Raw genomic sequence first — 24,699 nt, 5'->3', positions numbered from 1 at the left:
CCATGACTGACCAAACCCGTATTATCCATATCGACGGCATGACTTGTGGCGGCTGTGTGGCGAGCGTCCATACAGCGACGGCTGAGATTGATGGCTTACATACCCTGACGGTAGAGCTGTCGGACAATCAAGCGACCGCGACTTTTGATGATGCACAGACCAGTGCAGAAGCAATCGCCGAAGCCATCAGTGATGCAGGCTTTGATGCGCGTGTGGCGAACAGCTGATTGCGTGATATGCCGATAAAAAACCAGCGACAATCGCTGGTTTTTTATTTTAAGAGCATGGGCGCGCCCAGACGTATGGCAAAACCGTCGAATACGGCAAAATGCGTTTGAAATCTGCGCTAAAGGCAAGTAACCTTGTTACCTTTATTGCCCTTGTGCCACGTGCATGCTGCGCTGCTGCATTGATGAATAACCGCCCAAACCGCTGTGCAGCGTTTGTCCGTCGGTGGGTTGTTTGGATAATGTCTGCGGCGACCCGCCTTTTTTATTGACCTATAACCGTGCTGAGTTGACTATGAGTGATGCCCAAGAACACCCTTATCAAGTAGATACCGATGTCGAGCAAAAGGTAGCGACGCCCAATCAAGGGACGCATTTGCAACTGTCGATTGAAGGGATGTCTTGTCAAGCCTGTGCCACACGCATTGAAAAGGTACTCAATAAAAAGCCTGCCATCTATCAAGCCAATGTCAACTATGCAGGCGAGACCGCCAATGTTGATTATGACGCCAGTCAAGTCGATGAGGCGCAGATTCTTGAATGGGTCAATAAAACGGGCTATGTCGCCAATATTCAGGCGGACGAAGACTTGTTTACGCAAACAGCGCAAGACAGTACCCCGCCGCCATGGCGCTTACTTGCGCTGCTGGTGTGCTTGCTGCCGTTTTTGATGGGGATGCTTGGAATGCTGCTCGGTCAAGGTATGGCATGGATGATGCCGATTTGGCTACAGTTTGTGATTGCAACGGTTGTACAGTTTGGCTTGGCATTGCCGTTTTATAAAAGCGCGTGGGCATCGATTAAGGGCGGGCTTGCCAATATGGACGTGCTGGTGGTGATTGGCACGGTCACCATTTGGGCGTATTCGACGTATATTTGGCTCACTCACAGCGATGGCAGCTTAGAGAGCCTGTTTGCGATGCATCACGGCGCCCCTGTATATTTTGAAGCGGGTGTGATGGTGATAGCCTTTGTCCGTTTGGGCAAATACCTAGAAGCACGCACCAAAAAACACAGCCTAAACAGCATTGATTTATTGCTGTCGTTGACGCCAGAGACGGTAGAGCAGCAGCAAACGGACGGCTCGTTTCAAGAGGTTGATGTGCAACTGGTTGAAAAAGGCGATGTCTTACGTGCCAAGCAAGGCAGCCGTGTGGCAACCGATGGCACGGTGGTCGATGGCGCAGGCTGGTGCGTGGAGAGCCATTTGACAGGCGAGTCCATTCCTTTAGAAAAACACATTGGCGATAAAGTGTTGGCAGGTGCGCTGGTCGAAAATGGCAGCTTGTTGTATCAGGTCAATGCCAAAGGTAGCGACACCAAGCTTGGCGATATGGTCAAAGCACTCAGTGACGCGCAAGGCTCCAAGGCGGAGCTGGCGCGTCTGGCAGACAGAGTGACGGCAGTATTCGTGCCTGTGGTGGTGGTGATTGCGCTTTTGACCTTTGCTATCACATGGTGGCTGACAGGGCGTATCGATGATGCGCTCATGCATGCGGTGTCGGTATTGGTGATTGCTTGTCCTTGTGCTTTGGGCTTGGCGACGCCAGCGGCGATTATGGCGGGTATGGGCGTGGCGGCGCGCCATGGTGTGTGGTTTAAAGACGCGCAAAGCCTTGAGGCTGCGGGCAATATCGATACCGTGGTGCTGGACAAAACAGGCACATTAACCGTCGGTAAGCCGAGCGTCGTCGATAGCGTGATGGTCGATAGCGGCATTGACAGTAATGACGTTTTACAGCTTGCCGCAAGCGTTGAGGTTCACGCCAGTCATCCGCTCGCCTCAGCCATCGTACGCACCGCCAAAGCGCGCCGCTTGGCACTGCTGCCTGTCACCGATATCGAAGTGGTACAAGGCAAAGGCATCGCCGCGGTATTGCCTGACTTGGGCGTGATTAAAGTCGGGACGCCTGACTTTGCCAATTTGTTATTGCCCAAGCACATGCCAAAGGTCTGGCAAGTCGCCAGTACGGTCGCGGTCAGTATCAATGATGAGCCGCTGGGCGCGTTTGCGCTGGCTGATGATTTAAAAGCCGACACCCCTGCCGCCATCAAAGCCCTGCAAGCGGCGGGGGTTGACGTTATCTTGATGAGTGGCGATAAGCAATCGGTCGTCAATCATGTGGCAGACACCCTAGGCATTGATGCAGCATCAGGAGAGATGAGCCCGCGCGATAAAGCCAACCAGATTGCCGAGCTGCAAACCGCAGGGCGCAAGGTGGCAATGGCGGGCGATGGCGTCAATGATGCCCCCGCAATGGCGACTGCCGATGCCAGTTTTGCCATGTTTGAGGGTACCGATGTGGCGCAGCACAGCGCCTCGGCACGCTTAATGGGTGAGTCGCTCATGCACATCAATGCTGCGCAAAAAATCGCTCACGCGACGGTTAAAAATATTAAGCAAAACCTATTTTTTGCCTTTATTTATAATTGCCTAGGCATTCCTTTGGCAGCCTTTGGGTTTTTAAATCCGATGATAGCGGCAGCCGCTATGGCGCTAAGCTCTGTCTCCGTACTGCTCAATGCGCTGCGCTTGACCCGATTCTCAAGCCCGATTGACTTGCCAGAAACTGCCAAAGATGCCCCTGTTTTAGACGATGACGCGGCGCAGCAAAGCGCCTCATAGATGGGCGCGTCGCAGGAATATGGGCGATGTTTGGGGCAAATTATGCTATGATGCCAAGCAACCATCGACCCGTATAGGCGGCTGGCGATGATATCTGATACTGGCTATACATTGGCTTGGTATTGATAGTAAAATACTGGGCAGCCGTATTTTATAAGTGTTATCCCTTTTTTATCCTCAAACTTGGCATGACCAAAGGAATTAGTAGACATCATGTACGCTGAAAATACCAACAACGTCACTGAAATCACCGACATCCGTGCCCGCGAAATCCTAGACTCGCGCGGCAACCCAACCATCGAAGCCGATGTGATTTTGGCGGATGGCACCATTGGTCGCGCCGCTGCCCCAAGTGGTGCTTCTACAGGCTCACGCGAAGCACTTGAGCTGCGCGATGGCGACAAAGCACGCTATATGGGTAAAGGCGTTAAAAAAGCGGTTGCCAATGTCAACAGTCAAATCCGTAGCGCGTTGGTAGATACCGATGTGACCGAGCAGCAGCGCATTGATGATGCCATGATTGCCCTTGACGGTACCGACAACAAAGACAACCTAGGCGCCAATGCCATGTTGGCAGTATCGCTTGCCGCTGCCAAAGCCGCGGCAAACGCACAAAGCCTGCCACTACATCAGTATATCGCCAACCTGCGTAACCAAACCTCACTCACCATGCCTGTACCGATGATGAACATCCTAAATGGTGGTGAGCACGCGGACAACACAGTCGATATCCAAGAATTCATGATTGAGCCTGTTGGCTTTAGCAGCTTTTCTGAAGCGCTACGTGCAGGTACTGAGATTTTCCACAGCCTAAAATCAGTGCTACGCGCACAAGGCTTGAACACCGCTGTTGGTGACGAAGGCGGCTTTGCCCCAGATTTGCGCAGCAACGAAGAAGCCATCACCGTCATCATGCAAGCGATTGAGCAAGTGGGCTACAAGCCAGGTCAAGATATTCATCTAGCGCTTGACTGCGCGGCGAGTGAGTTTTACAAAAACGGTCAGTACGTATTGGCAGGTGAGGGCAACAAAGCCTTTGACAGCCAAGGTTTCTCTGATTACTTGGTCGGCTTGACCCGTCAATACCCCATCATCTCTATCGAAGATGGTCTTGATGAATCAGATTGGGACGGCTGGGCGTATTTGACTGAGCAGATTGGTGACAAAGTACAGCTCGTTGGTGATGACTTGTTCGTGACCAACCCAAGCATCTTGCAAGAAGGTATCGATAAGAAAATCGCCAACGCCATTTTGATTAAGTTTAACCAAATCGGCACCTTGTCTGAAACGCTAGATGCGATTTATCTTGCGAAGAAAAACGGCTACGCGACCATCATCTCACACCGCTCAGGCGAAACCGAAGACAGCACCATCGCTGACTTGGCAGTCGGTACAGCGGCAGGTCAAATCAAAACTGGCTCACTGTGCCGCTCTGACCGTGTTGCGAAGTACAACCAGTTGCTACGTATTGAGCAGCAAGTACGCGCAAGCTATCGTGGTCGTGAAGAATTCATCGGTCTACGTGGCTAATGCATGAAAAATGCAGATGACCGCTCGGTGCGTTTAGTGCGCGTAAAACCAAGCGGTCGTCTGTAGCAAACGCGTGCGACAGACAGTACGCGCTTTTTTTAAGGGCGACGGCAGGTGGATACTTGCCGCGCCCATACAATAATGTTACCAACCATCTATTATCCACGCTTTAGTCAGCATCACGCTGACGCTACTGACATCGAACGCGGTTATCTATGAAATACGTAAGCCAGCTGGTCTTAATCGTTTTGGCAGTCGTGATGCTTGCAGGGCTACAGTACCAGTATTGGCTGGGCGAAAACGGCCACTTTGCACACAACGAGCTGCGCGACCAAATCCAAGAGCAACAAGCGCTGAACGATAAGCAAATGGCTGCCAATGAGCTGCTGCGTACCGATGTTCACGACCTCAAAAATGGCTTAGAAGCGGTCGAAGAGCATGCACGTTTGGACCTAGGTCTGATTAAGCCGAATGAGACGTTTGTGCAAATGACCACCGCGCCCACTACCCATAGCCGTTACTGAGCGGGTCATGAGTAGCACACCCACCTTATATCCCATGATTGTTGCCGCAGGTCGCGGCAGTCGTTTTGGTGCGCAGATACCCAAGCAGTACACCCAGCTGTTGGGCAAAACATTGCTCGAGCACAGTATCGCTGCGTTGGCGCAATCTGCGGCTATCCATGAGTGCTTAATCGTCATCAGTAAAGAAGACACCACCGCCCAGACGTTGGACTTTGCCTTACCCGTTCGTTATACCACAGGCGGCGCTGAGCGCTGGCAGTCGGTGCAGGCAGGACTGACGCACATCATCGAGGCAGGGGCAGCGCCCGATGACTTGGTACTTATACATGACGCTGCCCGTCCTGCGGTCAGCCCTCAAGATATCGAAGCGGTGATTGACGCGGCTCATAAAGAGCGTTATGGTGCTATTTTGGCTGCGCCCGTCGCGGATACGCTAAAGCAAAGCCTTACAGGCACGCCTGCTTATATTGAGCGCACCATCGAGCGCAGTCAGCTGTGGCAGGCTTACACGCCGCAAGTGTTTCGTATTGGCGCGCTGCAAACGGCGCTCGATTATGTTGCTAAGACAGGCGCGCACATCACCGATGAAGCGAGCGCTTTTGAATCTATGGGACTGCCTATCCGTCTGGTCAGCGGCAGCCGCCAAAACATCAAACTGACCTACCCAGAAGACGCTGATCTGCTCAGTGCTATCTTAACCACCCGCCGTTAAACCGTTGTTATTGTACGAAATATTGGTTTTTTTGGACGCTGCGACAAGGGTTACACAACTCTTGGTTCTTTCCTTACGATAAGTTGATTTGTTGACTTAACTGTCCTATGATGTAACTAAATTTATACATCTTGCTATATAATTGTTAAAAAATCAATCGTATAGCGTGTAGTGACAAACCGCACATAGTGTGTGAGATTTTGAGTTATCGTCTGTCACCATAAGATAATAATAAGGAGAACCGCGGTGTCTACCCATAGTGATACCATGCCTCATACTGTGACAGACCTCTATCAGTTGGTATATATAAGCCACATCACCTCGATAGGTCTGTCAGGAGCGAGTACGTTAAACGATATCGCTGAGGCTTCCGTAAATGCAAACAAAGCCAATAACATCACAGGCATACTGTGTTATGGCAATGGCTGCTTTTTTCAGTGTGTCGAAGGTACGGAGCAAGCATTGACCGACCTAAAGAACAAGCTGTTGATGGATGAGCGTCACAAAGATTTTAAAATTTTGGATTTCTCACACATCGAAAAACGCCGCTTTAAAAGCTGGTCATTGCGCTCGATTGTGCTTGAGCGTTGGTTGTTTAAAGACGACCGCGTCAAAAAGCTCATGCCTTTTAAGCCGTATGAGTGGAGTGAGTACGAGAGCGAAAAATTCTTGTCATTGCTGCAAGAGTATTATGAAAAACAAGAAAACGATACGGTCAATGACACGCAGCCAATCAAGTACAATGCGCTTGGGCTGACCTTAAACAAGGTTGTGGGCGAGCATCAAGCGTTCTTGCTGATTCAAGCGGTACTGGGCGCATTGGTGGTCATCGCAGTCTTGTGGTTCTTGTTATCGACCACGATGTAACGCCGCGCCGTCTGTATTGTCCTATGAAAAAAAGCCAGCCTCTCGGGGCTGGTTTTTTTATGGATATACTTTTTATGGACATATAAGGTATGGCTATGCAAAAGGGTATCGATACGGCGTAAAGCTATTGTGTAGATAACAATGCGACTCAGATTGATGCAGCGACTACGATAAAGCGTGGTCAAAACGGGTGCTAAGCTTGCAAGCGCAAAATAAAGACATAAAAAAACGCTCAAAGCCAAGATAGCTTTGAGCGTTTTTGGTGATACTTTACAGTATCGAATGTGGCGTCCCCACGGGGATTCGAACCCCGGTTACCGCCGTGAAAGGGCGATGTCCTAGGCCTCTAGACGATGGGGACTGGACTTCACTTCAGCTGCTTTCACCATTTGTGCCGAAGTGGTGCGTATTATAGGGTGAGGCATAAAAGGTGTCAAGCGTGTTTTTCACTTTTTTTTATATTTTTTATATTTTTTTGATTTCTTTTGGCGCGGCGTTTTTTCTTTAAGGTTAAGTAGCGTTTTTTAAGGGCGCGGCGTGGTTTTAGGTCGTTGCGCTTTAGATGATAGCGTATCCACATGGACGTTACGATACTGATGCTGATGGCCAATATCATATAACCAATGATGGTGGACCAGACGACATGATGCGGCTCCATAAAATGTCCCTCCATAGGTTGCCTAACAGAAGATAACAGACAAGGTATGAGCAACGTGGTCGGTACGTCTTGTGGCTTATCCTTTAATAAATAAAAGCGGTGATAAGACACAGACGTGTATAGAGCCAAGCATCAGTGCGTTTTACATAATCCATTCCTACTACTGCCCAAGAAGGCACGCTTTAACCATCAAAACGAATCTATTGGGTACTTGATACCTTATCGTCGTCTTTTAACTCTACCTTTGTTTGCTCGATATGTAAAGCATTGGGCAACATTGGGTAACTATTCAAGATATGACAAAACAGCTCCGCAGTCTTTTGTGTGTCATATAGCGCAGAGTGCGCGTGCGTGCCGTCAAACTCCAAACCAGCGGCTTTGCAAGCGCGGGCAAGCACGGTCTGCCCAAAGGCAAGCGCCGATAAGCTAACGGTATCTAAGACTGAAAATTGATGAAACGGGTTGTGGTTTTTGCTGTTGGTACGCTCGACGGCGGCATTCAAAAAGTTTAAGTCAAAATGCGCATTGTGCCCGACCAGCACACACTGGCGGCAATCGGCATCGCGGCGCACGTCTTTGAGCGCTTTAAAGATACGCCGTAGGGCAGTCTTTTCGTCTTCGGCGATGGCTTTACGCAGGGGATTGTTCGGGTCAATGCCTGTAAACTCAAGCGCGCGCGGCTCAAGATTCGCGCCTTCAAACGGCTCGATGTGTGCGTTTAGGGCGTCGCCTGCATAAAAAGTGCCTGTGTCATCCATTAAGATAGGAATGCAGGCAATCTCTAATAGCGCGTCGGTCTGTGCGTTAAAGCCTGCGGTCTCGACATCGACGATGACAGGCATAAACTTGCGAAAGCGGTCTTTTAACGCCATTGGTGCGTCGGTCTCGTTGGTGGTCTCAGGGGTCGGTTGCGTCTGAGTGCTGGTCATGGGTCACATCACTGTTATAAAAAGGTATCAAGAAAGAGAACGGTCGGTATTGTGGCGATTGGGCAGCCTTATAGCAATGCCCAATCAGCCCAATCACGGCGCGCCGCAAGCACGGCGCGCCGCAAGGTTAATCAGCGCGCCGCATTAGGAATTTTGGTTAGTCAGCGCCCTGTACTTAGCAGGGCTGATTAAAAGGTCAATTGCCAGTAGGTTATGCTTTAAGTGACCACGGCAGCGTTTCACCTGCCATCAGTGGGGTCAGCTGACTGCCATCAAAGTACGGATAGTAGCTGGGCACTTGCATTGGCGTACGGGTTAGGGTGATGGTGCTGGTATTCTCAGGCAAGCCATAGAATGCCGCGCCAAAACGGCTGGCAAAGCCTTCGAGCATTTCAATTTTACCAACGCTGTCAAAAGCGGTGGCGTATAGCGGCAAGGCGATATCGGCGCTGTAGCAACCCGCGCAGCCACAGGCGGCTTCTTTTTTATGTGTCGGATGCGGGGCTGAGTCTGTGCCTAAGAAAAACTTGGCATTGCCACTGGTGGCAGCAGCAAGTAGCGCTTCTTGGTGCGACTGACGCTTTAAAATCGGTAAACAATAAAAATGCGGACGGATACCACCGACCAGCATATGATTGCGGTTAAACATCAAATGCTGCGGGGTAATGGTGGCGGCGACATTGCTGCCCTGCGCCTCGACGAACTGCGCGGCATCGCCTGTGGTGATGTGCTCCATGACCACTTTTAGGGTCGGGAACTCGCGGATAATGCGGTTCATCACTTCATCCAAAAAGCGCTTTTCACGGTCAAAAATATCAACGTGGTCGTGTGTGACTTCACCATGAATGAGTAGCGGCAGATTGTATTTTTCCATCGCTGCGAACACCTCAGCGCATGCCATGATGTCGGTCACGCCATCGGCAGAGTTGGTGGTTGCGCCCGCAGGGTAGAGCTTGACCGCTTGCACGATGCCTGATTCTGCCGCTTCTTGAATGTCATTGGCGCTGGTTTGATTGGTCATATAGAGCGTCATGCGCGGGTCAAAGGCATCTTTGCGGCTGGCATCAATGTCGCTTGCGACTAGGGCTGTTAAGATACGCTCACGATAGGCGCGCGCGTCGGTGGTGTTTTTGACAGGCGGCACAAGATTGGGCATGCAAATCACGCGGTTAAAGCGCTTGGCGGCATGCGGCACCGTAGTGGCAAGCGCGCCATCATCGCGCAGATGAATGTGCCAATCATCAGGCTGAAGTAGGGTGATTTCGTTTGGGGCGGCAGAGGTCACAGTCATGGTAGTCGTCACATCAGAAAATAAAAAGGATGCGCTATCATAACAGGTTTGCCCAAAGGGCTAAACACAGGCGCGGCATCCAGCAGACAAAATATAGCAAGGAGAATGACAACAAAAGCAGCGATTCGCTGACAAAATACCGTCAAATATGATGCGCAACTGCTGCTGGCACTTTTGCCCATCTGTAATATGATGTACACTGTTCAAGCAGTCGAGCGTATTTATGCTCGACGTATTTTTTTATTGCCCAGACATTCGTCATAAGTACGCATGTTTTATTACGACCGTATTTTTTTATTACAGTTATCAAAAATCTATCACTGATTATTAGGAGTTTTGCATGGCTCAGCTTGATCCAAAAAATATTAATAAAATCGTTTTGGCGTATTCAGGGGGTCTGGACACCTCAATCATCGTTCGCTGGCTACAAGAGACGTACGATGCTGAAGTCATCACCTTTACCGCCGACATCGGACAGGGCGAAGAAGTTGAGCCAGCACGCGCGAAAGCTGAAGCGATGGGCGTCAAGCACATTCATATCGAAGACTTGCGCGAAGAGTTTGCGCGTGACTATGTGTTCCCAATGTTCCGTGCCAATGCCATCTATGAGGGCGAGTACTTACTTGGTACTTCAATCGCGCGTCCACTGATCTCAAAGCGCTTGATTGAAATCGCAAAAGAGCATGGCGCGGATGCCATCAGCCACGGCGCAACAGGTAAAGGCAACGACCAAGTACGTTTTGAGCTGGGTGCAATCGCTTTAGCCCCAGACGTAAAAACCATCGCCCCATGGCGCGAGTGGGACCTATCAAGCCGTGAAAGCCTAATGAACTATGCCGCTGAGCATGACATTCCTATCGACTTTGCCAATAAGAAGAAAAAGTCACCTTACTCAATGGATGCCAACCTACTGCACATCTCATACGAAGGCGGCATGCTAGAAGACCCGTACGCCGAAGCTGAAGAAGACATGTGGCGCTGGTCAGTCAGCCCAGAAGAAGCGCCAAATGAGCCAGAATACTTGGAATTGGAATACAAAAAAGGCGACATCGTAGCGATTGATGGCGAAGCGCTCAAGCCATATGAAGTGATGATTAAGCTGAACGAGTTGGGCGGCAAGCACGGTATCGGTCGTTTAGATATCGTAGAAAACCGCTACGTGGGCATGAAGTCACGCGGCTGCTACGAGACGCCAGCGGGCACAATTATGCTAAAAGCACACCGCGGCATCGAGTCATTGACCCTTGACCGTGAAGCGGCACATCTAAAAGACGAGCTGATGCCACGCTACGCAAAAATCATCTATAACGGCTACTGGTTCAGCCCAGAGCGTGAAATGCTACAAGCCTTGATTGACAAATCTCAAGAATACGTCAACGGCACGGTACGCGTGAAGCTGTACAAAGGCGCGGTCAGCGTGGTCGGTCGTAAGTCTGACGATTCATTGTTCGATGAAAAAATCGCGACCTTTGAAGACGATGCAGGCGCGTACGATCAAAAAGACGCCGAAGGCTTTATCCGTCTAAACGGTCTGCGTTTGGCGATTGAAGCGAGCCGTGGTCGCGACTTGTCAAAGTAAGATACTGACCGAGCGACAACGCGTGTAAGAAAAAAGCAGAGGCATCACGCTTCTGCTTTTTTTATGCTCGTTTTATTATGAATCTAAAAGCTTAGAGTTATCGAACATGCCAAGTACTAATGCTCAGCGGTACGCTCGGCAGTTTGTACGGTGGGCTGCGGCTGTAAGTGGTCATTTTTCATTTGGTACTTTACGGTTGCAAGCGCGCCCAAAATCCCGATAACAACGATGACCAATAAAATCACAGGATGACGCCACAGCGGCGGATTCGGTGCTTCATCATGGTTGATTTGCTCGTTCGGCACGCTGTTGTTAATCCCGCTTAACAGCGCCAAGCTGACCAATGGCGGGGCGGGCGGGGTCGCGGGTTCTGAGTTGATGCGCAAACGGTTGCGACTGAGGTAGATATCAGAGACCTTGGCAAGCTGTACCAGCCAGCGCTGATGCGGTACATTGATGTTCGGTATCTGCAAAAACATCAGCATATCGTTTTGGTTGTTTTGCAACAGGTGATTCGGCGAGCGACCAATCGCGGTCAGATAATGCGAGCTGGATTGCGGGACATTATGCGCCGGATTGCCCGTGCTGTTAAAACCCGTCAGCGTATGCCAATCGCGGTCAAAGTCAGGCGGAATCACGTCTTCAGAGACGATACAGGTGATGGTCGGTAGCGCGTGTACCTCATCAGGCAGGGCTTCAATACCGCGTTTTTGATTGTATAAAAACTGCGGCTGCAAGGCAAACCACGTGTCCACTTCATCAAAGTCGAGGCGGCTATAATGCGCCAAAATCGCAAGCTCGCGCAGCGCAATCGCGCCAAGTGTACACAGCAGTATCTGTACCTTGGCGATTGGCACTTGGGTGCGCGCGCTGATACGCTCGCTCGCCTTAGCGACCCGCGCGCTGTCGCCAAACAAGGCGTCCGTCACGTCATGGCGATGATAAAAGGCAGCATTGATGGTTTTAAAATTCATCGAATTGTATTGGCGCAGCTCTTTGATGGCACTGCGGGCAAACAGCTTTTTGCACACCGCCTGTCCGCCATATGCTTGCTGATACGCCAATAATGCACTGAGAATGGCTTGCAGCGCCTCGTCCATGACCAAGCGGGTCTGGGGCAATGACAGACGGGTGATGTCGGCTAAAAGGGAGACGGTCGGCTGAATATCTTGATATAAAAAATCATACATCGACACACGTGTCGGTGAAATATACGTCATAATCTGCTAGCATCAAAAAGTATGGCTCTATCTTACGGTGCATACTGCCGCGATACAATCCCTTAACCTAGAAAATTCTACCGCTGGGCGAGCGTGCCCACCACCTGACCGATTGGACGTCTTTTATGTCTCAGCCCGCCGCTACGAATCCTTATTTACATATCGACATCGCTACCCAAACCTTGAGCGTCTATAAGGACGGCACGCCTCAGCAGCGCTATCGCATCTCCAGTGCCAAAAATGGTATTGGTAGCCAAGAAAACAGCGGCTGTACGCCACTGGGTCGTCATCATATCGCCGAAAAAATCGGCACAGACTTGCCCATGAACAGTGTGTTTGTCGGGCGTGTGCCGACAGGTGAGGTATATACGCCAAAGTTAGGCGCTGAGCATCCTGAGCGCGATTGGATATTGACGCGCATTTTATGGCTGGCAGGCGATGAGGCAGGCGTGAATCAAGGCAGCAACGCGCACGGCTGCTGTGATACCTATCAGCGCTATATTTATATCCATGGCACGCCCGATACCGAGCCGATGGGCGCGCCGCTATCGCACGGCTGTATACGCATGCGCAATACCGACATGCTTGAGCTGTTTGATAGTGTTTCGGTGGGTACAGCGGTACATATTGTGAATGAAAGCCAACAAAACCCGCGCCACAGATGACGTATAGTCATTAAGTACCGCGCGATGATGATGTTTCACTGTTAATTTTTCATCGAATAACTGAGTGCTATTAATAAACTGTGGTTAACAATTATTAACACATATTAAGTTAAATGCTATAATGAGTTTGCATTGAAGCGCTATAATAAGTGCATTGTTGATTCAGCAAGCGGGTCGCAATAATAAAAGCCGCTGCTGAGCCCCTTACATTTTTGTGATTGTAACCATCACACCACTATAGAGAGTACGTATTATGAGTAACGAGAGCCTATCTGATTTACAACAAGCCTTTATCGACCGTCGTTCTATCTACGCGCTGGGCGACAACCTACCTGTAGCGCCACAAGCGGTCGTAGACATCGCTGAGCGCGTGGTACTGCACACCCCATCATCATTCAACTCACAGTCATCACGCCTTGTGGTACTGTTCGGTGATGCGCACAAAAAAGTATGGGACATCGCAGAAGAAAAACTGCGTGAAGCGGTAGGCGATGGTGACTTTTCTAGCACCAAGCAAAAAGTAGATGGCTTTCGCGCAGCGGCAGGCACAGTGCTATATTACGAAGACCAAGACGTGGTCAAATCACTACAGCAGCAGTTTGAGCTGTATGCTGACAAATTCCCTGTATGGGCAGAGCACACCTCAGCGATGCATCAGTATGCGATGTGGACTGAGCTGCGCACGCTAGAGATTGGTGCAAACTTGCAGCATTACAATCCGCTTATCGACGCGGATGTGGCAGCAGCCTTTGATATTCCAGAGAGCTGGGAGCTGATTGCACAGATGCCATTTGGTAGCATCGAAGCGCCAGCAGGCGACAAAGAATTTGAGCCGCTAGACAAGCGTATGCGTGTCTTTGGTCTAAACGCATAATCTGCGTAATAGACAGGCGATAATAAAAAAAGACAGCGTCTCGGCGCTGTCTTTTTTTGTGGGCGCAAGGTTTATCACGTGCGCTCTTGGTCTAATAATGCGGTACTGTGCTTGTGCCATTTGTGCGCGCTGCTGGGTAAGTCCGCCAGCAACCAGCCTGCGGCAAACAAGGCATCGGGCTGTTCATCAGCAAAGTTGCGGTACGCGTGCTGCTGCTCAAGGCGTTGCAAATAACGCTGCATGTGCTTGTTGGACTTTTTGATGGTTTTTTGCCAGCGTTTGGCTTTTTTGGGTAGGCAGGGCGCTGCAAAGGCGCTCAGATAATACAGATTTAATAGCGCGGACGCGCTGTCTTGATACTGCGCTAGCGTCTCAGCCGAGCCATCATTTGCGGTGTCCCATTCAAGCAGTGGTGTCAGGTGTTCTTTTACTTTTGCATATTGGCTGTCCAAAGCGCTCGCAATGGCGTCTTGTAGCGGTGGGCACGCGTCCTCGGTATCTGCATCTATAGCTTGCATGCTAAGCGCCAACATATCGAGCAGCAAACACTGAAAGTCATTGGCCTCTATGGCATCAATAGGCGTGATGCTGATGGCATCGATATGCGCTTGCCAATCGGTCGCTGGTGCGCCGCGTGCGCTCATTTGTGGCTCGATATCGTCACGCAGCACAGTAGCGTCATGATATTCTTTTAAGATATTTGCCGTTTGAATAATGACAGGCAGCGCGTCATTCGATAGCGCAGACCACAGCGGCTGATAGGCGCGATAAATCGCCTGCAAGCGGCGCAAGCCCAAATACAGCTGCCAGCTGTGCTCAGTGGCGAGACTGCCTTCGACAATCGCGCTGCTGTTCGGCAGTATTTGTAGCAAGGTGTGCTGAATCAGCGCTTGCACATAAGCAGGTACAGACCAATCATTGGCGATATCAAGCGTACTGATACTGACGTGCGTCGCCTTGCTGTGTGCTTTTTCTTTTAATAACAAGCTGCCGCGCTCGGCTTTGGTCACCGTGGACAGGCACAGCTTATAGCGTTTGCACCATTTTTTTGCGGTGCTAAACAGATACGCGGGCGTGCCTGAGAGCAGCTCAAACTCAACCTCATGAATCTGGGTACGCTGCTCGCGCGCTTGCCCATGTATGATAGCGCCTGTGTCATACGCCAGCTCAATGCTGTTGTGCCCGTCTTTGAGCACGCGTGTGGTGCGCTCGATGTCTGTTAAATATTGGCAGACCAAGGCTTTTTCTAGTTTTTTACGTTTAAATGGGGCGAGTGCAGGCGCGATGTCGGTGTGCTTGTACATTTTTAGATTGGGCGATAAGGTATCGGCGGCAATCATCGCCTCGACTTGCTCGCTGTCGAGCACAGCATTGTGTTCGGTACGGGCGACCACCCCTGCGCCGCCTGCCTTGATGGTCTGCACCCATGTATCGCCCTCTTGGCGGATACGCAAACCGATGCCCGACTGCGCCAGCTGCTGGTCGGGCGTGTCAAAATAATGCGCGCGCATCGGGGTGTGTTTGGCGGCTTTTACGTCAATTTGGCGCATCATGCCCTTGAGCCGTGATTCGGGTATCAAAAACTTCAGTTCAATTTCTTGCATGACAGCTCCTAATAAAATACGTCTGGGATTCAGACAATGAGTGCGGCGGATACTGTCATCGTATGAGCCTGACCACAAAAAGACAAGCGCTGAAATGTGCCAATGCCTACAAATGCATGTATGCACACGCGTACACATGGCAATGAAGCGTGTAAAAATAAACAATAGTCGCTATAATCAAGGTTTTCTAACCGTTACTATAGGCGCTGCACAGCCCGTGACGAAACGCGGCAGGCACTTGGCGCCCCGCAGTTATTTAAAGGCATCGTTTTATGTATCTATCATCATTGTACAAAGCACCGACATCAAGGACGCGCTCGCCAGTATGCCGTGTGCTGCTGGGCAGTACGCTTTTGGCGCTACTGCTGGCAGGTTGTGGCGAGCGCAAACCAAAAGACACCGCCGAGATAGATTCGAGCATGCCAATGGCAGAGGATGTCGTGCAGCAGACCAATAGCGAGTCGCCTGCGGCAGTCAGCCCCACACTGCCGATAACCTATCAAGTCAGCAATCTGACAGGCGAAGCGCCGCAGCAGTTTAAAGACTTAGCTATCGAAGCGGCGGTGCTAGAAAATGCGCCCATGGTCTGGGTAGCCGCTGACTTTCAAGTCGCTGATGTGCTAAAGACCAGCCGAGCGATTGCGCAAGCGACCAAAGGTTTTGGCGGCTATGTGGCAGGACAACAGCTGAACAACGTCAGCACCTATAGCGACAGTGCCAACAAACAGGGGCACAACGTCGCACTGGTCAGCTACTACCGTCAAGCCACCATGACCCTGCGCGTGCCCAAAGCGCAGACCAATGCCATGCTTGCGCAAGTACAAAAGCATGTGTTGTTATTAAACAGTCAGTCTTTTGATGTCGAAAACCGCCCCAACACCGAGGATGCGCCGCAAGACCCACAGGCGACAGAAGAAGCACCAACGGCAGCGGCGGCAGCATACGACAACGGCAGTGAGGACGCCTCAGAGAGCGAGCAAAGCGTGCGCATCATCACCCATGACGCGCAAACCAACAGCGAGTACAGCTTGATTGAGCTGACGTTTCGCCAAATGGAAGGGGTCTATCGTGAGACCACGCGCAATACCACAGGCTTGATAGAAGCCGAAATCCCTCAAGAAAAATATTAAATAAACACCGCTGACCGCGATGTATCTGACACCTGACTCAATAAAAGGCACTTTTTATGCATTTATCCGCATCACCCACCACAACAGCGCCGAGCGCACCTCATGCACGCTGGCAGCTGCTGGCGAGTAGTATGCTGCTGCTCACAGCACTGGCAGGCTGTAGTGCGCCAGAGCAGGAGATGGCAACGCAAGACAGCTATGAAGAGAGCGCTACAGAAGAAGTGCAAGCGGTTGCAGATTTGGAAGCAGGGGCAGACGATGCGGGCACCGTGACCGAGCTTGGCGGCAATAGTGAGATGACGCTTGGCAGTCAAAGCGTCAATCAAAACGTGGCTGGCAAGACCTTGCTGGTCAATATGCGTGCGGATTTTAAAGTCAAAGATGTGGTCGATAGCAGTATTGCCATTGAAAAGTTGACTCAGCAGCAAGGCGGCTATGTGGCTGAGAGTTTGATTAGTAATGTAGAGACGGGCAGTCGAGATTATGAAGTCGATGGCAAACAAATTCGCCTTACCAATTACTATCGTCAAGCAACCATGACCGTACGTGTGCCTAAAGAAAACGTCGATACCTTCTTAACCGCGATGCGTAAACAAGTGGTGTTTTTAAACGAGCAAGCCTTTAGCGCCAAAGACGTGACCCTTGATATTTACCGCGAGCAGCTCGCCGCTCAGTTAAATACCGACATCAGCGCCGCCCTGTCTGAGCAGCAGCTGGAGAATGAAAGCACCAAGACTCAGCGCGGTAATATCCATACCATCGACCGTACTTACAATGCGCGAGCGCGTGCCGACTACGCCAAATTACAAAGACTAGCGATTGAGGACAAAGTCAGGTACAGCACCATCGAGCTAAAATTTAATCAGCCCGTGAGCAGCTATAAAGAAGTCACCCAAAGTATGACACAGCTGATGATCGATGAGCGTCCAAGCTTTGGCAGTCAGCTTAGCAATCAGCTTTATAAAGGATGGGAGACACTCAGAACGGCATTACTGGTATTGGCTGAAGGCTGGTGGCTGCTGGTGTTTGCAGGGGTTTTATATCTCATTTATCGCGTGCTAAAGGTCATTGTTCTCGCAGTGACTCGATGGACCAAGCCCTCTAACGCGGCACAAACCCCATCATTAACAAAAGAGAACCCACCACAAAAAAAGGTGTTTTTAAACGAGAGCGATGATAAAGACAAACCTTAAGTCTAAGTAACACAAATACCTTAATAAAATCCCATAAAAAAAGCCGCCTATAGGACGTCGGCGGCTAAAAGGGGCTGAGAAAGAAGAAAGGTCAAACAAGCAGTACAGTCATATATAGTCATTTTCTGGTTATTAAAGAGGTGCGAGCGCACCTCAGGTCTTAAAACTGGTTCATGGTGTTTTTCTCACCGCCTGCTTTTAGGGCATTGTCACCTGAGAAAATCTCTTTGTGATCATCGCCCAAATCAGAGCCCGCCATCGCTTGGTGCTTGACGCATGAGACGCCTTCGCGAATCTCTTTGCGCTGGACGCCAGCCACATAAGCGAGCATGCCTTCTTCACCAAAATAGCCTTTTGACAGCTCGTGCATGTGTAGCGCGGTGGTGTGATAAGTTGGCAAGGTGATTAAGTGATGGAACACGCCTGCTTCTTTTGAGGCTTCTTTTTGGAAGTTTTGTGCGCGCTCATCAGCGGCGGTGTTCAGCTCCGTATGGTCATAGTCGGTGCTCATCAGATTGTTTTTATCGTACGCTGAGATGTCTTTGCCTTCTGCTTCCCACTGCGCGATGACTTGTTTGCGGAAGTTCAGCGTCCAGTTGAACGATGGGCTGTTGTTGTACACCAGCTTGGCTTTGGGGTGCGTCTCTTTGATGCGGTCGACCATCATCTTGATGTGCCCGACATCAGGGGTCGGCGTCTCAATCCACAATAGGTCAGCGCCATTTTCGAGCGCGGTGACGCAGTCGAGTACCACGCGGTCAATGTTGGTATTGTCGCGAAAGCTGTACAAGCCATTCGGCATGCGTACAGGGCGTACCAGTTTGCCATCACGCTTGAGCAGCACGTCATTGTCTTTTGCATCACTGATATCAATCTCTTCCACCGCAATAAAATCAATGTACTGTGAAGCCAAGTCGCTAGGCGTTTGCGATACAGGAATTTTTTGCGTCAGTGAAGCGCCTTCAGAGTCGGTGCGCGCCACGATGATGCCGTTATCGACGCCCAGTTCCAAGAACGCATAGCGAATGGCGTTTAGTTTAGAAATAAAATCCTCGTGCGGGACGGTCACTTTGCCCGCTTGGTGTCCGCATTGCTTGGCATCTGACACCTGATTTTCGATTTGAATGGCACAAGCCCCTGCTTCAATCATCTGTTTGGCAAGCAAATAGGTCGCCTCTTCATTACCAAAACCTGCGTCAATATCGGCGATAATCGGCACGACATGCGACTCAAAGTTATCGATTTTTTCTTGAATGGCGCTGGTGTCGTCGCCCGCATCGACCGCTTTGTTCAGCTCGCGGAAGTAGTCGTTTAGCACCTTGGCATCGGCTTGACGCAAAAAGGTATAAATCTCAGCAATCAATTTTGGCACAGCCGTTTTTTCGTGCATAGATTGGTCGGGTAGTGGACCAAACTCAGAGCGTAGTGCGGCAATCATCCAACCTGAGAGGTAGATATAGCGCTTAGATGTGGTATTAAAGTACTTTTTATTGGCATACATGGTCTGCTGGGCGATAAAACCATGCCACGCGCCCAAAGACTGGGTATACTGCGCAGGGTCATTGTCGTAGTCGTCCATATCTTGACGCATGATGTCGGCAGTGTGTCGGGCGATATCAAGACCAGTTTTAAAACGGTTTTGTACCAGCATGCGCGCCGCATCGGTCTCGCTGATGTTTTGCCAGTTGCCGTAGCGCTGTTTGAGTTCGCGGATATGGTCGATTGCTGAAGTGTAAGTTGACATCGAAAGTCCTCCTTGGGTGATATCGAAAAGCAGTCATTGCTAAAACAGGTTGTTGCACGGGCGCGCCCCTATGAGGGGACAAGAAATGCTACAATAGCGCCAGAACGAATAAGGTCGCTATGCCTTAGGTCATCATGATGGATACGCGCCACCATAGCAATTAATATAAACAAAAGTTTGATATAAGTCGCTATGTTAGGGGCAGTATCGGTGGCAAACGCCGCAAAAAACAGATGACGTGTCCGTGTGTCCATGAAAATCACTATATCGACCCAAGTAAGATTTAGCTAGTTTATGAATGTTATCCTTGGTATTTATTTTAATTATAGTATAATAAAAACAAGGTTTTATAGATTAAAAAACAGCGCTAATGATAAAGTGATTCGGTCAGACCACCAAAACAGGGTGACAAGGGTGTGTGGATGTGCCATAACTGGCACAGCACAACATACGATACAGATGCGCTAGATTGGGATAAAGAGAAACAAGTATGAATTTGCAGCGGGTGGATTTAAATTTACTGGTACATCTTGATGTACTGCTCCGAGAAAAAAACGTCACGCGTGCCGCTGAGCAACTGGGTATCACACAGCCTGCGATGAGTAACATTTTGCGCCGCCTGCGCAAACTATTTAACGACCCGCTACTCGTACGCTCGTCAGAAGGCATGACCCCGACCGAGCGCGCGCTCGAATTGCAGCCGCGTATCCGCGAGATTTTGGCAGACTTGACCCAAGTATTAGAGCCGCGTACCGAGTTCCGTCCGTACAGCACCTCGCGCGTGTTCCGTATCATGACCTCAGACTATGCCGAAGCGACACTCGTACCCAAGCTGGTCAAGGCATTGCGCTCAGAAGCGCCCAACGTCATCTTGGATTTTTTGACGCCCTCAGACGTCTCTTACCGCGACATGGAGCAGGGGCGTGTGGACCTAGCGATTAATCGCTTTAACGAGATTCCGCAGAGCTTTCACCAAGTCTTGGTGTGGCGTGATACCTTTAGCTGCCTGCTGTCTGCCGAAAGTCCTTACGTCAATCGCTTTAACCTAAAAAGCTATCTAAAAGCTCAGCATGTGTGGGTATCTAAGACAGGCATGGGTGTGGGATTTGGGGTCAATCCTGAAAAATCAGGCGGTCTGGGCTCAATCGACCAAGCCTTGCAGCGCCTTGGGCAAAAGCGCCAAATCAGCGTCTTTACCCGTCACTACCAGATGCCCGCCATGCTCGCGGCGAACAAAGACTTGATTGCTACCTTGCCCACGCGTGTGGCGCGGATGCAGGCGACCAATGACAGCATCGTTATGAAAGAGCCGCCGTTTTTTATCCCTGAATTTGAGCTGACCATGGCATGGTCGCCACTCTTGCAGCACCATCCTGCGCATCGCTGGTTGCGTCAGCTGATTATGCACGTGGCGCGTCAAGTGGTCGCTGAAGAAGAGGGCGAGGCGCAGCAAGTCCCCGTGATTAATCATTTGTTTTAATAATATGTAGTCTGCACTTAGGTTCGTTCTGCGTCTTTTGTGCTTCTTATAAGCTATGCAGCCCTTTAACATCATGAGCCAGCGCCAATGCTGGCTTTTTTGTGTTTGCTAAATTCCTTATTTGGCTGGTCACATTCTTAACACGTTCAACACACTTTACAATATCTTGTAAACGACATTTATTCCTATTTTGCTATGATGGCTAAGCATTAAATGAAAAGAAAAATTACATCAGCAGTAATCATTGTAAATTTTTACTTAATAATATATGTGGAAAAATACACGTGATTATCATTAAGTCTACTCAAGTCGCTGCGGTAATTTTTTAAATTTAATTTACCGTTCATAACCATAAGCCTGCGCGCTCAAGCAAATATAGAGCGTACTAAAGCAGGTCATTAATAAGACAACAACCAATAAAGCAATAAATAAAAGGATAAATTTCCATGGCAGATATTACTACAATCAATCCCGCTACAGGCGAAACGATTAAAACCTATCAACATATGAGCAACGATGAAGTAAACAAGGTCATCGACGCCTCACACGACGCCTTTTTACAATGGCGTGACACCAGCCACGAAGAGCGCGCCCGTGTCATTAAAAGCATCGGCGAGAGCCTGATGAACAAAAAAGAGCAGCTCGCAAAATTAATGACCGAAGAGCGCGGCAAACTCTACCAACAAAGCATGGACGAGATTGAGCTGTGTAAAGGTATCTGTGACTACACTGCCGAGCACGGGATCACCGCCCTTGCAGATGATGAGCGCGAAGTCGAGGGCATGAAAAAAGGCATCGTTACCTATCAGCCTATCGGTATCATCTATGGTATTCAGCCTTGGAACTTCCCAGCGTATCAAGTGTTCCGTTATACCATCGCTAACTTGATGGCAGGTAACAGCGTGCTGCTAAAACACGCCGAAAACGTCACAGGCTCAGGCTTACTTATCGAAGAGATTTTTAAAGATTCAGACTTGCCAGAGAATCTGTTTAGAACGCTGCTTATCAGCCATGATCAGTCAGAAAAAGTCATCGAAAACGACAAAGTACGCGGCGTCACCATGACAGGTAGTGACAAAGGCGGCAGCATCATCGGTCAGCAAGCCGCAAAAGTAATGAAGAAAACCGTGCTTGAGCTGGGCTCAAACGATGCCTTTATCGTATTGGGCGATGCCGACTTGGACTTGGCGGTTGAAACCTGTACCCATGCCCGCTTGTACAATAATGGCGAGACGTGCGTCGCCGCAAAACGCTTTATCGTCGTCGATAGCCTATATGACGAGTTCCGTGACCGCTTGGTCAAAGCCTTTGAAAGTAAAAAAGTCGGCGACCCAATGAGCGAAGACAGCGACATTGGACCACTAGCGCGTAAAGACTTGCAAGAAAAGCTGCATGAACAAGTTGAAAAAAGCGTGAGCAAAGGCGCAAAAATTGCCACAGGTGGCAAACTGCCAGAAGGCGAAGGCAGCTACTATCCCGCCACCATCCTAGAGCACATCACCGAAGGTCAGCCTGCGTATGATGATGAGCTGTTTGGTCCTGTTGCGTCACTCATTCGCGCCAAAGATGAAGACGATGCGATGAACATTGCCAATGACAGCCGTTACGGTTTGGGCGGTGCTATCTTCTCAAAAGATGAAGACAAAGCGATTGAGCTTGCGCGTACCCGCTTTGATACAGGTATGGTCTACATCAATGGCTATGGTCTTGCCAATCCAGCGCTACCCTTTGGCGGCGTGAAAAACTCAGGCTACGGTCGTGAGCATGGCGGCTTTGGTATCAAAGAGTTTGTAAACATCAAAGCATTGCACGTGTTTGGAAAATAATAGTGACTAACGCGTAAAATCGTTAAAGACTAAAAAGAAAAACCCAGCTATTGATAGCTGGGTTTTTTTGTGCGGCTAAAGATAATATTTTAAAACAACTAAGCGTCAATCAATAAACGTAGTGGCAGGGCAGGCAGGATGCTAGATTTTTGCTCACTTGGCGTCAATGACAAGCCGCCAGTGGCGATTTGCAATATCGTCCATGGCAATAGCTGATGCTCCAGCACTTGTACACGCTTTTGCAAGCCATCAGGCGTGTCGGTATGACGAATCGGCAAGACCGCTTGGCTTAACACTTGTCCTGCGTCCAGCTCGGCGGTGACCACATGGATACTACAGCCATGCTCACGCTCGCCAGCACGCAGTACGCGGGTGTGCGTGTCTAGCCCTTTATAAGCGGGCAGTAGCGACGGGTGCAGATTAATCATCGGCGCGGGCGCATTATCAATAAAATCTGCGCTCAATACGCGCATAAAACCTGCCAAAACGACCAAGTCAGGCTGCCACGTTTCAAGCTGGGCGGTGGCGTGCTTTTCAAAGGTTTTGATGCCCATGCGCTTGCCACTCTCCACGTGCGAGAGTACGGCGACCTCAATGCCCGCGTCGTTGGCACGGGTGATGGCATAGGCGTCTTCGCGGTTGCTGATGACGCCGATAATCTCAATCGGTAGCGCCTTTTGCTGCATCGCGTTGATTAAGACTTGTAGGTTACTGCCGCTGCCTGAGACCAAGACCGCCACACGTAGCGGGGTCTGAGCACTTGTATTCGTATTGGCAGCGCTTGTCACGGGTGCATCACACATTAGCGATATACCACCGCGTCGGCGTCACGGCTGACCATGGTGCCAATTTGCCATGCTTTTTCGCCCGCAGCGGTTAGGGTGTCAATCGCTTGCTCTGCTTTGTCTTGTGGCACGACAATCACAAAGCCTACGCCGCAGTTAAAGGTGCGGTACATCTCGCGGGTGTCGATGTTGCCGTTGTCTTGTAGCCACGTGAATAGTTCTGAAAACTGCCAGCTTTGCGTATCGATACTCGCGGCTAGATTTTCTGGCAAGACGCGCGGTAGGTTGTCGGTCAAGCCGCCACCTGTGATGTGCGACATGGCGTGCAGGTTGTCATTGCCAAGCGCTTTTTGTAATGCTTGCACCGCTTGTACATAGATGCGCGTTGGTGCCATCAAGGCGTCTTGAATCGGCATGCCGTCTAGCGTTTTGTCACTGGTGGTGACATCAATGCCGCTGACTTCGATGACTTTACGTACGAGCGAGTAGCCGTTTGAGTGCGCACCTGCTGAGCCTAGGGCAATCAGCGCATCGCCTTCGGCAACGTTTGCACCTGTGATGACTTCTTCTTCTTCAACCACGCCAACGCAGAAACCTGCCAAGTCGTAGTCTTCGTCTTGGTACATGCCTGGCATCTCAGCCGTTTCACCACCGATAAGCGCACAGTTGGCAAGCTTACAGCCATCACCGATACCGCTAACCACTGTCGCTGCGGTATCGACATCCAGCTTGCCCGTTGCGTAGTAGTCTAAGAAAAACAATGGCTCAGCACCACACACCAGCAAATCGTTGACACACATGGCGACCAAGTCGATACCGATGGTGTCGTGACGGTTTAGTTGCAAAGCCAGCTTGAGCTTGGTGCCCACGCCATCGGTACCCGAAACCAACAACGGCGACTTGTAGCCTGTCGGAATACGGCATAGGGCACCAAAACCACCCAAGCCACCCACCACTTCAGGGCGAGTGGTGGCTTTGGCTACCGACTTGATACGTTGTACCAGTGCGTCACCAGCATCAATATCAACACCGGCATCTTTATAGCTTAACGAAGGCTTGTCACTCATGGTCATCTCACAGATTTAGGAGGTGGGTCATTGTAGGCAATGACATAAATAAGATAATGCGCGCATTATACCCAAAAACCGACCACACTCGCAAAACAACTTCGCCATATCGCTGCACAAAGCGGCAAATTTGCCAAAATCTGCCCAAAACAGCACAGACACAAAAAA

Annotated in this window: 20 protein-coding genes and 1 tRNA gene; 13 read left to right on the top strand and 8 right to left on the bottom strand. The window is 50.2% G+C overall.

The window, feature by feature from the left end; all coding sequences use genetic code 11:
- The first annotated feature begins 2 nt into the window (after positions 1-2).
- The 6 genes from JMW05_RS03330 (at position 3) to JMW05_RS03305 (ending at position 6,486) form a co-directional block, all read left to right on the top strand.
- The gene (locus tag JMW05_RS03330) at positions 3-227 is read left to right on the top strand and encodes a heavy-metal-associated domain-containing protein (RefSeq protein WP_201503980.1); all 225 of its coding nucleotides are present in this window, start codon (positions 3-5) and stop codon (positions 225-227) included.
- A gap of 295 nt (positions 228-522) precedes the next feature.
- Complete coding sequence (locus JMW05_RS03325; RefSeq protein WP_201503979.1) at positions 523-2,853, top strand: heavy metal translocating P-type ATPase; 2,331 nt, start codon at positions 523-525, stop codon at positions 2,851-2,853.
- A 213-nt stretch (positions 2,854-3,066) separates the two neighbouring features.
- A complete protein-coding gene (gene eno / locus JMW05_RS03320) occupies positions 3,067-4,383 on the top strand; it encodes a phosphopyruvate hydratase (protein WP_201503978.1) in 1,317 nt (438 codons plus the stop codon).
- Positions 4,384-4,598: 215 nt separating this feature from the next.
- Complete coding sequence (locus tag JMW05_RS03315) at positions 4,599-4,907, top strand: FtsB family cell division protein (RefSeq protein ID WP_201503977.1); 309 nt, start codon at positions 4,599-4,601, stop codon at positions 4,905-4,907.
- A 7-nt stretch (positions 4,908-4,914) separates the two neighbouring features.
- Positions 4,915-5,619, top strand: a complete 705-nt coding sequence (gene ispD / locus JMW05_RS03310; RefSeq protein WP_201503976.1) for a 2-C-methyl-D-erythritol 4-phosphate cytidylyltransferase — start codon at positions 4,915-4,917, stop codon at positions 5,617-5,619.
- Between the two features lie 246 nt (positions 5,620-5,865).
- Positions 5,866-6,486, top strand: a complete 621-nt coding sequence (locus tag JMW05_RS03305) for a BLUF domain-containing protein (protein WP_227691419.1) — start codon at positions 5,866-5,868, stop codon at positions 6,484-6,486.
- A 285-nt stretch (positions 6,487-6,771) separates the two neighbouring features.
- On the opposite strand, the gene JMW05_RS03300 is transcribed toward JMW05_RS03305, so the two are convergent.
- From JMW05_RS03300 to pyrC, 3 genes are all read right to left on the bottom strand, one after another.
- A tRNA-Glu gene (locus tag JMW05_RS03300) sits at positions 6,772-6,847 on the bottom strand.
- A gap of 497 nt (positions 6,848-7,344) precedes the next feature.
- Positions 7,345-8,016, bottom strand: coding sequence for a ribonuclease T (gene rnt / locus JMW05_RS03295; protein ID WP_201505500.1), 672 nt, complete (start codon positions 8,014-8,016; stop codon positions 7,345-7,347).
- Between the two features lie 268 nt (positions 8,017-8,284).
- Positions 8,285-9,364, bottom strand: a complete 1,080-nt coding sequence (gene pyrC / locus JMW05_RS03290; RefSeq protein ID WP_201503975.1) for a dihydroorotase — start codon at positions 9,362-9,364, stop codon at positions 8,285-8,287.
- A gap of 340 nt (positions 9,365-9,704) precedes the next feature.
- Here pyrC and JMW05_RS03285 point away from each other — a divergent pair, with 340 nt between their 5' ends.
- Positions 9,705-10,943 carry an argininosuccinate synthase gene (locus JMW05_RS03285; protein WP_201503974.1) on the top strand — a complete coding sequence of 413 codons (1,239 nt, stop codon included), beginning with the start codon at positions 9,705-9,707 and terminating at the stop codon, positions 10,941-10,943.
- 116 nt (positions 10,944-11,059) lie between these two features.
- On the opposite strand, the gene JMW05_RS03280 is transcribed toward JMW05_RS03285, so the two are convergent.
- Positions 11,060-12,163: a hypothetical protein gene (locus JMW05_RS03280; RefSeq protein WP_201503973.1), complete on the bottom strand. Its 1,104-nt coding sequence runs from the start codon at positions 12,161-12,163 to the stop codon at positions 11,060-11,062.
- 125 nt (positions 12,164-12,288) lie between these two features.
- Between JMW05_RS03280 and JMW05_RS03275 the strand changes: the two genes are divergently transcribed.
- Both JMW05_RS03275 and JMW05_RS03270 read left to right on the top strand, forming a co-directional pair.
- Complete coding sequence (locus JMW05_RS03275; RefSeq protein ID WP_201503972.1) at positions 12,289-12,828, top strand: L,D-transpeptidase; 540 nt, start codon at positions 12,289-12,291, stop codon at positions 12,826-12,828.
- Positions 12,829-13,081: 253 nt separating this feature from the next.
- Entirely contained in the window at positions 13,082-13,702 is a 621-nt protein-coding gene (locus JMW05_RS03270; protein ID WP_201503971.1) for a nitroreductase family protein, read from the top strand.
- Positions 13,703-13,776: 74 nt separating this feature from the next.
- Here JMW05_RS03270 and JMW05_RS03265 read toward each other — a convergent pair whose 3' ends face one another.
- Positions 13,777-15,306, bottom strand: coding sequence for a CYTH and CHAD domain-containing protein (locus JMW05_RS03265; RefSeq protein ID WP_201503970.1), 1,530 nt, complete (start codon positions 15,304-15,306; stop codon positions 13,777-13,779).
- A 272-nt stretch (positions 15,307-15,578) separates the two neighbouring features.
- On the opposite strand from JMW05_RS03265, the gene JMW05_RS03260 reads away from it, so the two are divergent.
- Together JMW05_RS03260 and JMW05_RS03255 are read left to right on the top strand one after the other, a co-directional pair.
- Positions 15,579-16,436 carry a DUF4349 domain-containing protein gene (locus JMW05_RS03260; RefSeq protein WP_201503969.1) on the top strand — a complete coding sequence of 286 codons (858 nt, stop codon included), beginning with the start codon at positions 15,579-15,581 and terminating at the stop codon, positions 16,434-16,436.
- A 56-nt stretch (positions 16,437-16,492) separates the two neighbouring features.
- On the top strand, positions 16,493-17,629 hold the full coding sequence (locus JMW05_RS03255) for a DUF4349 domain-containing protein (RefSeq protein WP_201503968.1): 1,137 nt from the start codon (positions 16,493-16,495) through the stop codon (positions 17,627-17,629).
- Between the two features lie 160 nt (positions 17,630-17,789).
- Here JMW05_RS03255 and JMW05_RS03250 read toward each other — a convergent pair whose 3' ends face one another.
- Positions 17,790-19,373: an isocitrate lyase gene (locus JMW05_RS03250; protein ID WP_201503967.1), complete on the bottom strand. Its 1,584-nt coding sequence runs from the start codon at positions 19,371-19,373 to the stop codon at positions 17,790-17,792.
- Positions 19,374-19,863: 490 nt separating this feature from the next.
- Between JMW05_RS03250 and JMW05_RS03245 the strand changes: the two genes are divergently transcribed.
- Both JMW05_RS03245 and JMW05_RS03240 read left to right on the top strand, forming a co-directional pair.
- Complete coding sequence (locus JMW05_RS03245; RefSeq protein ID WP_201503966.1) at positions 19,864-20,853, top strand: LysR family transcriptional regulator; 990 nt, start codon at positions 19,864-19,866, stop codon at positions 20,851-20,853.
- 446 nt (positions 20,854-21,299) lie between these two features.
- The gene (locus tag JMW05_RS03240; RefSeq protein ID WP_201503965.1) at positions 21,300-22,679 is read left to right on the top strand and encodes an NAD-dependent succinate-semialdehyde dehydrogenase; all 1,380 of its coding nucleotides are present in this window, start codon (positions 21,300-21,302) and stop codon (positions 22,677-22,679) included.
- Positions 22,680-22,777: 98 nt separating this feature from the next.
- On the opposite strand, the gene purN is transcribed toward JMW05_RS03240, so the two are convergent.
- Together purN and purM are read right to left on the bottom strand one after the other, a co-directional pair.
- A complete protein-coding gene (gene purN, locus JMW05_RS03235; protein WP_201503964.1) occupies positions 22,778-23,482 on the bottom strand; it encodes a phosphoribosylglycinamide formyltransferase in 705 nt (234 codons plus the stop codon).
- The gene (purM, locus tag JMW05_RS03230; RefSeq protein WP_425543620.1) at positions 23,482-24,546 is read right to left on the bottom strand and encodes a phosphoribosylformylglycinamidine cyclo-ligase; all 1,065 of its coding nucleotides are present in this window, start codon (positions 24,544-24,546) and stop codon (positions 23,482-23,484) included. The genes purN and purM overlap by 1 nt, the downstream gene beginning before the upstream one ends.
- Positions 24,547-24,699: the final 153 nt, after the last annotated feature.

Source organism: Psychrobacter aestuarii (assembly GCF_904846035.1).
GTDB lineage: Bacteria > Pseudomonadota > Gammaproteobacteria > Pseudomonadales > Moraxellaceae > Psychrobacter > Psychrobacter aestuarii.
This window is presented reverse-complemented; position numbering and strand designations above follow the sequence as displayed.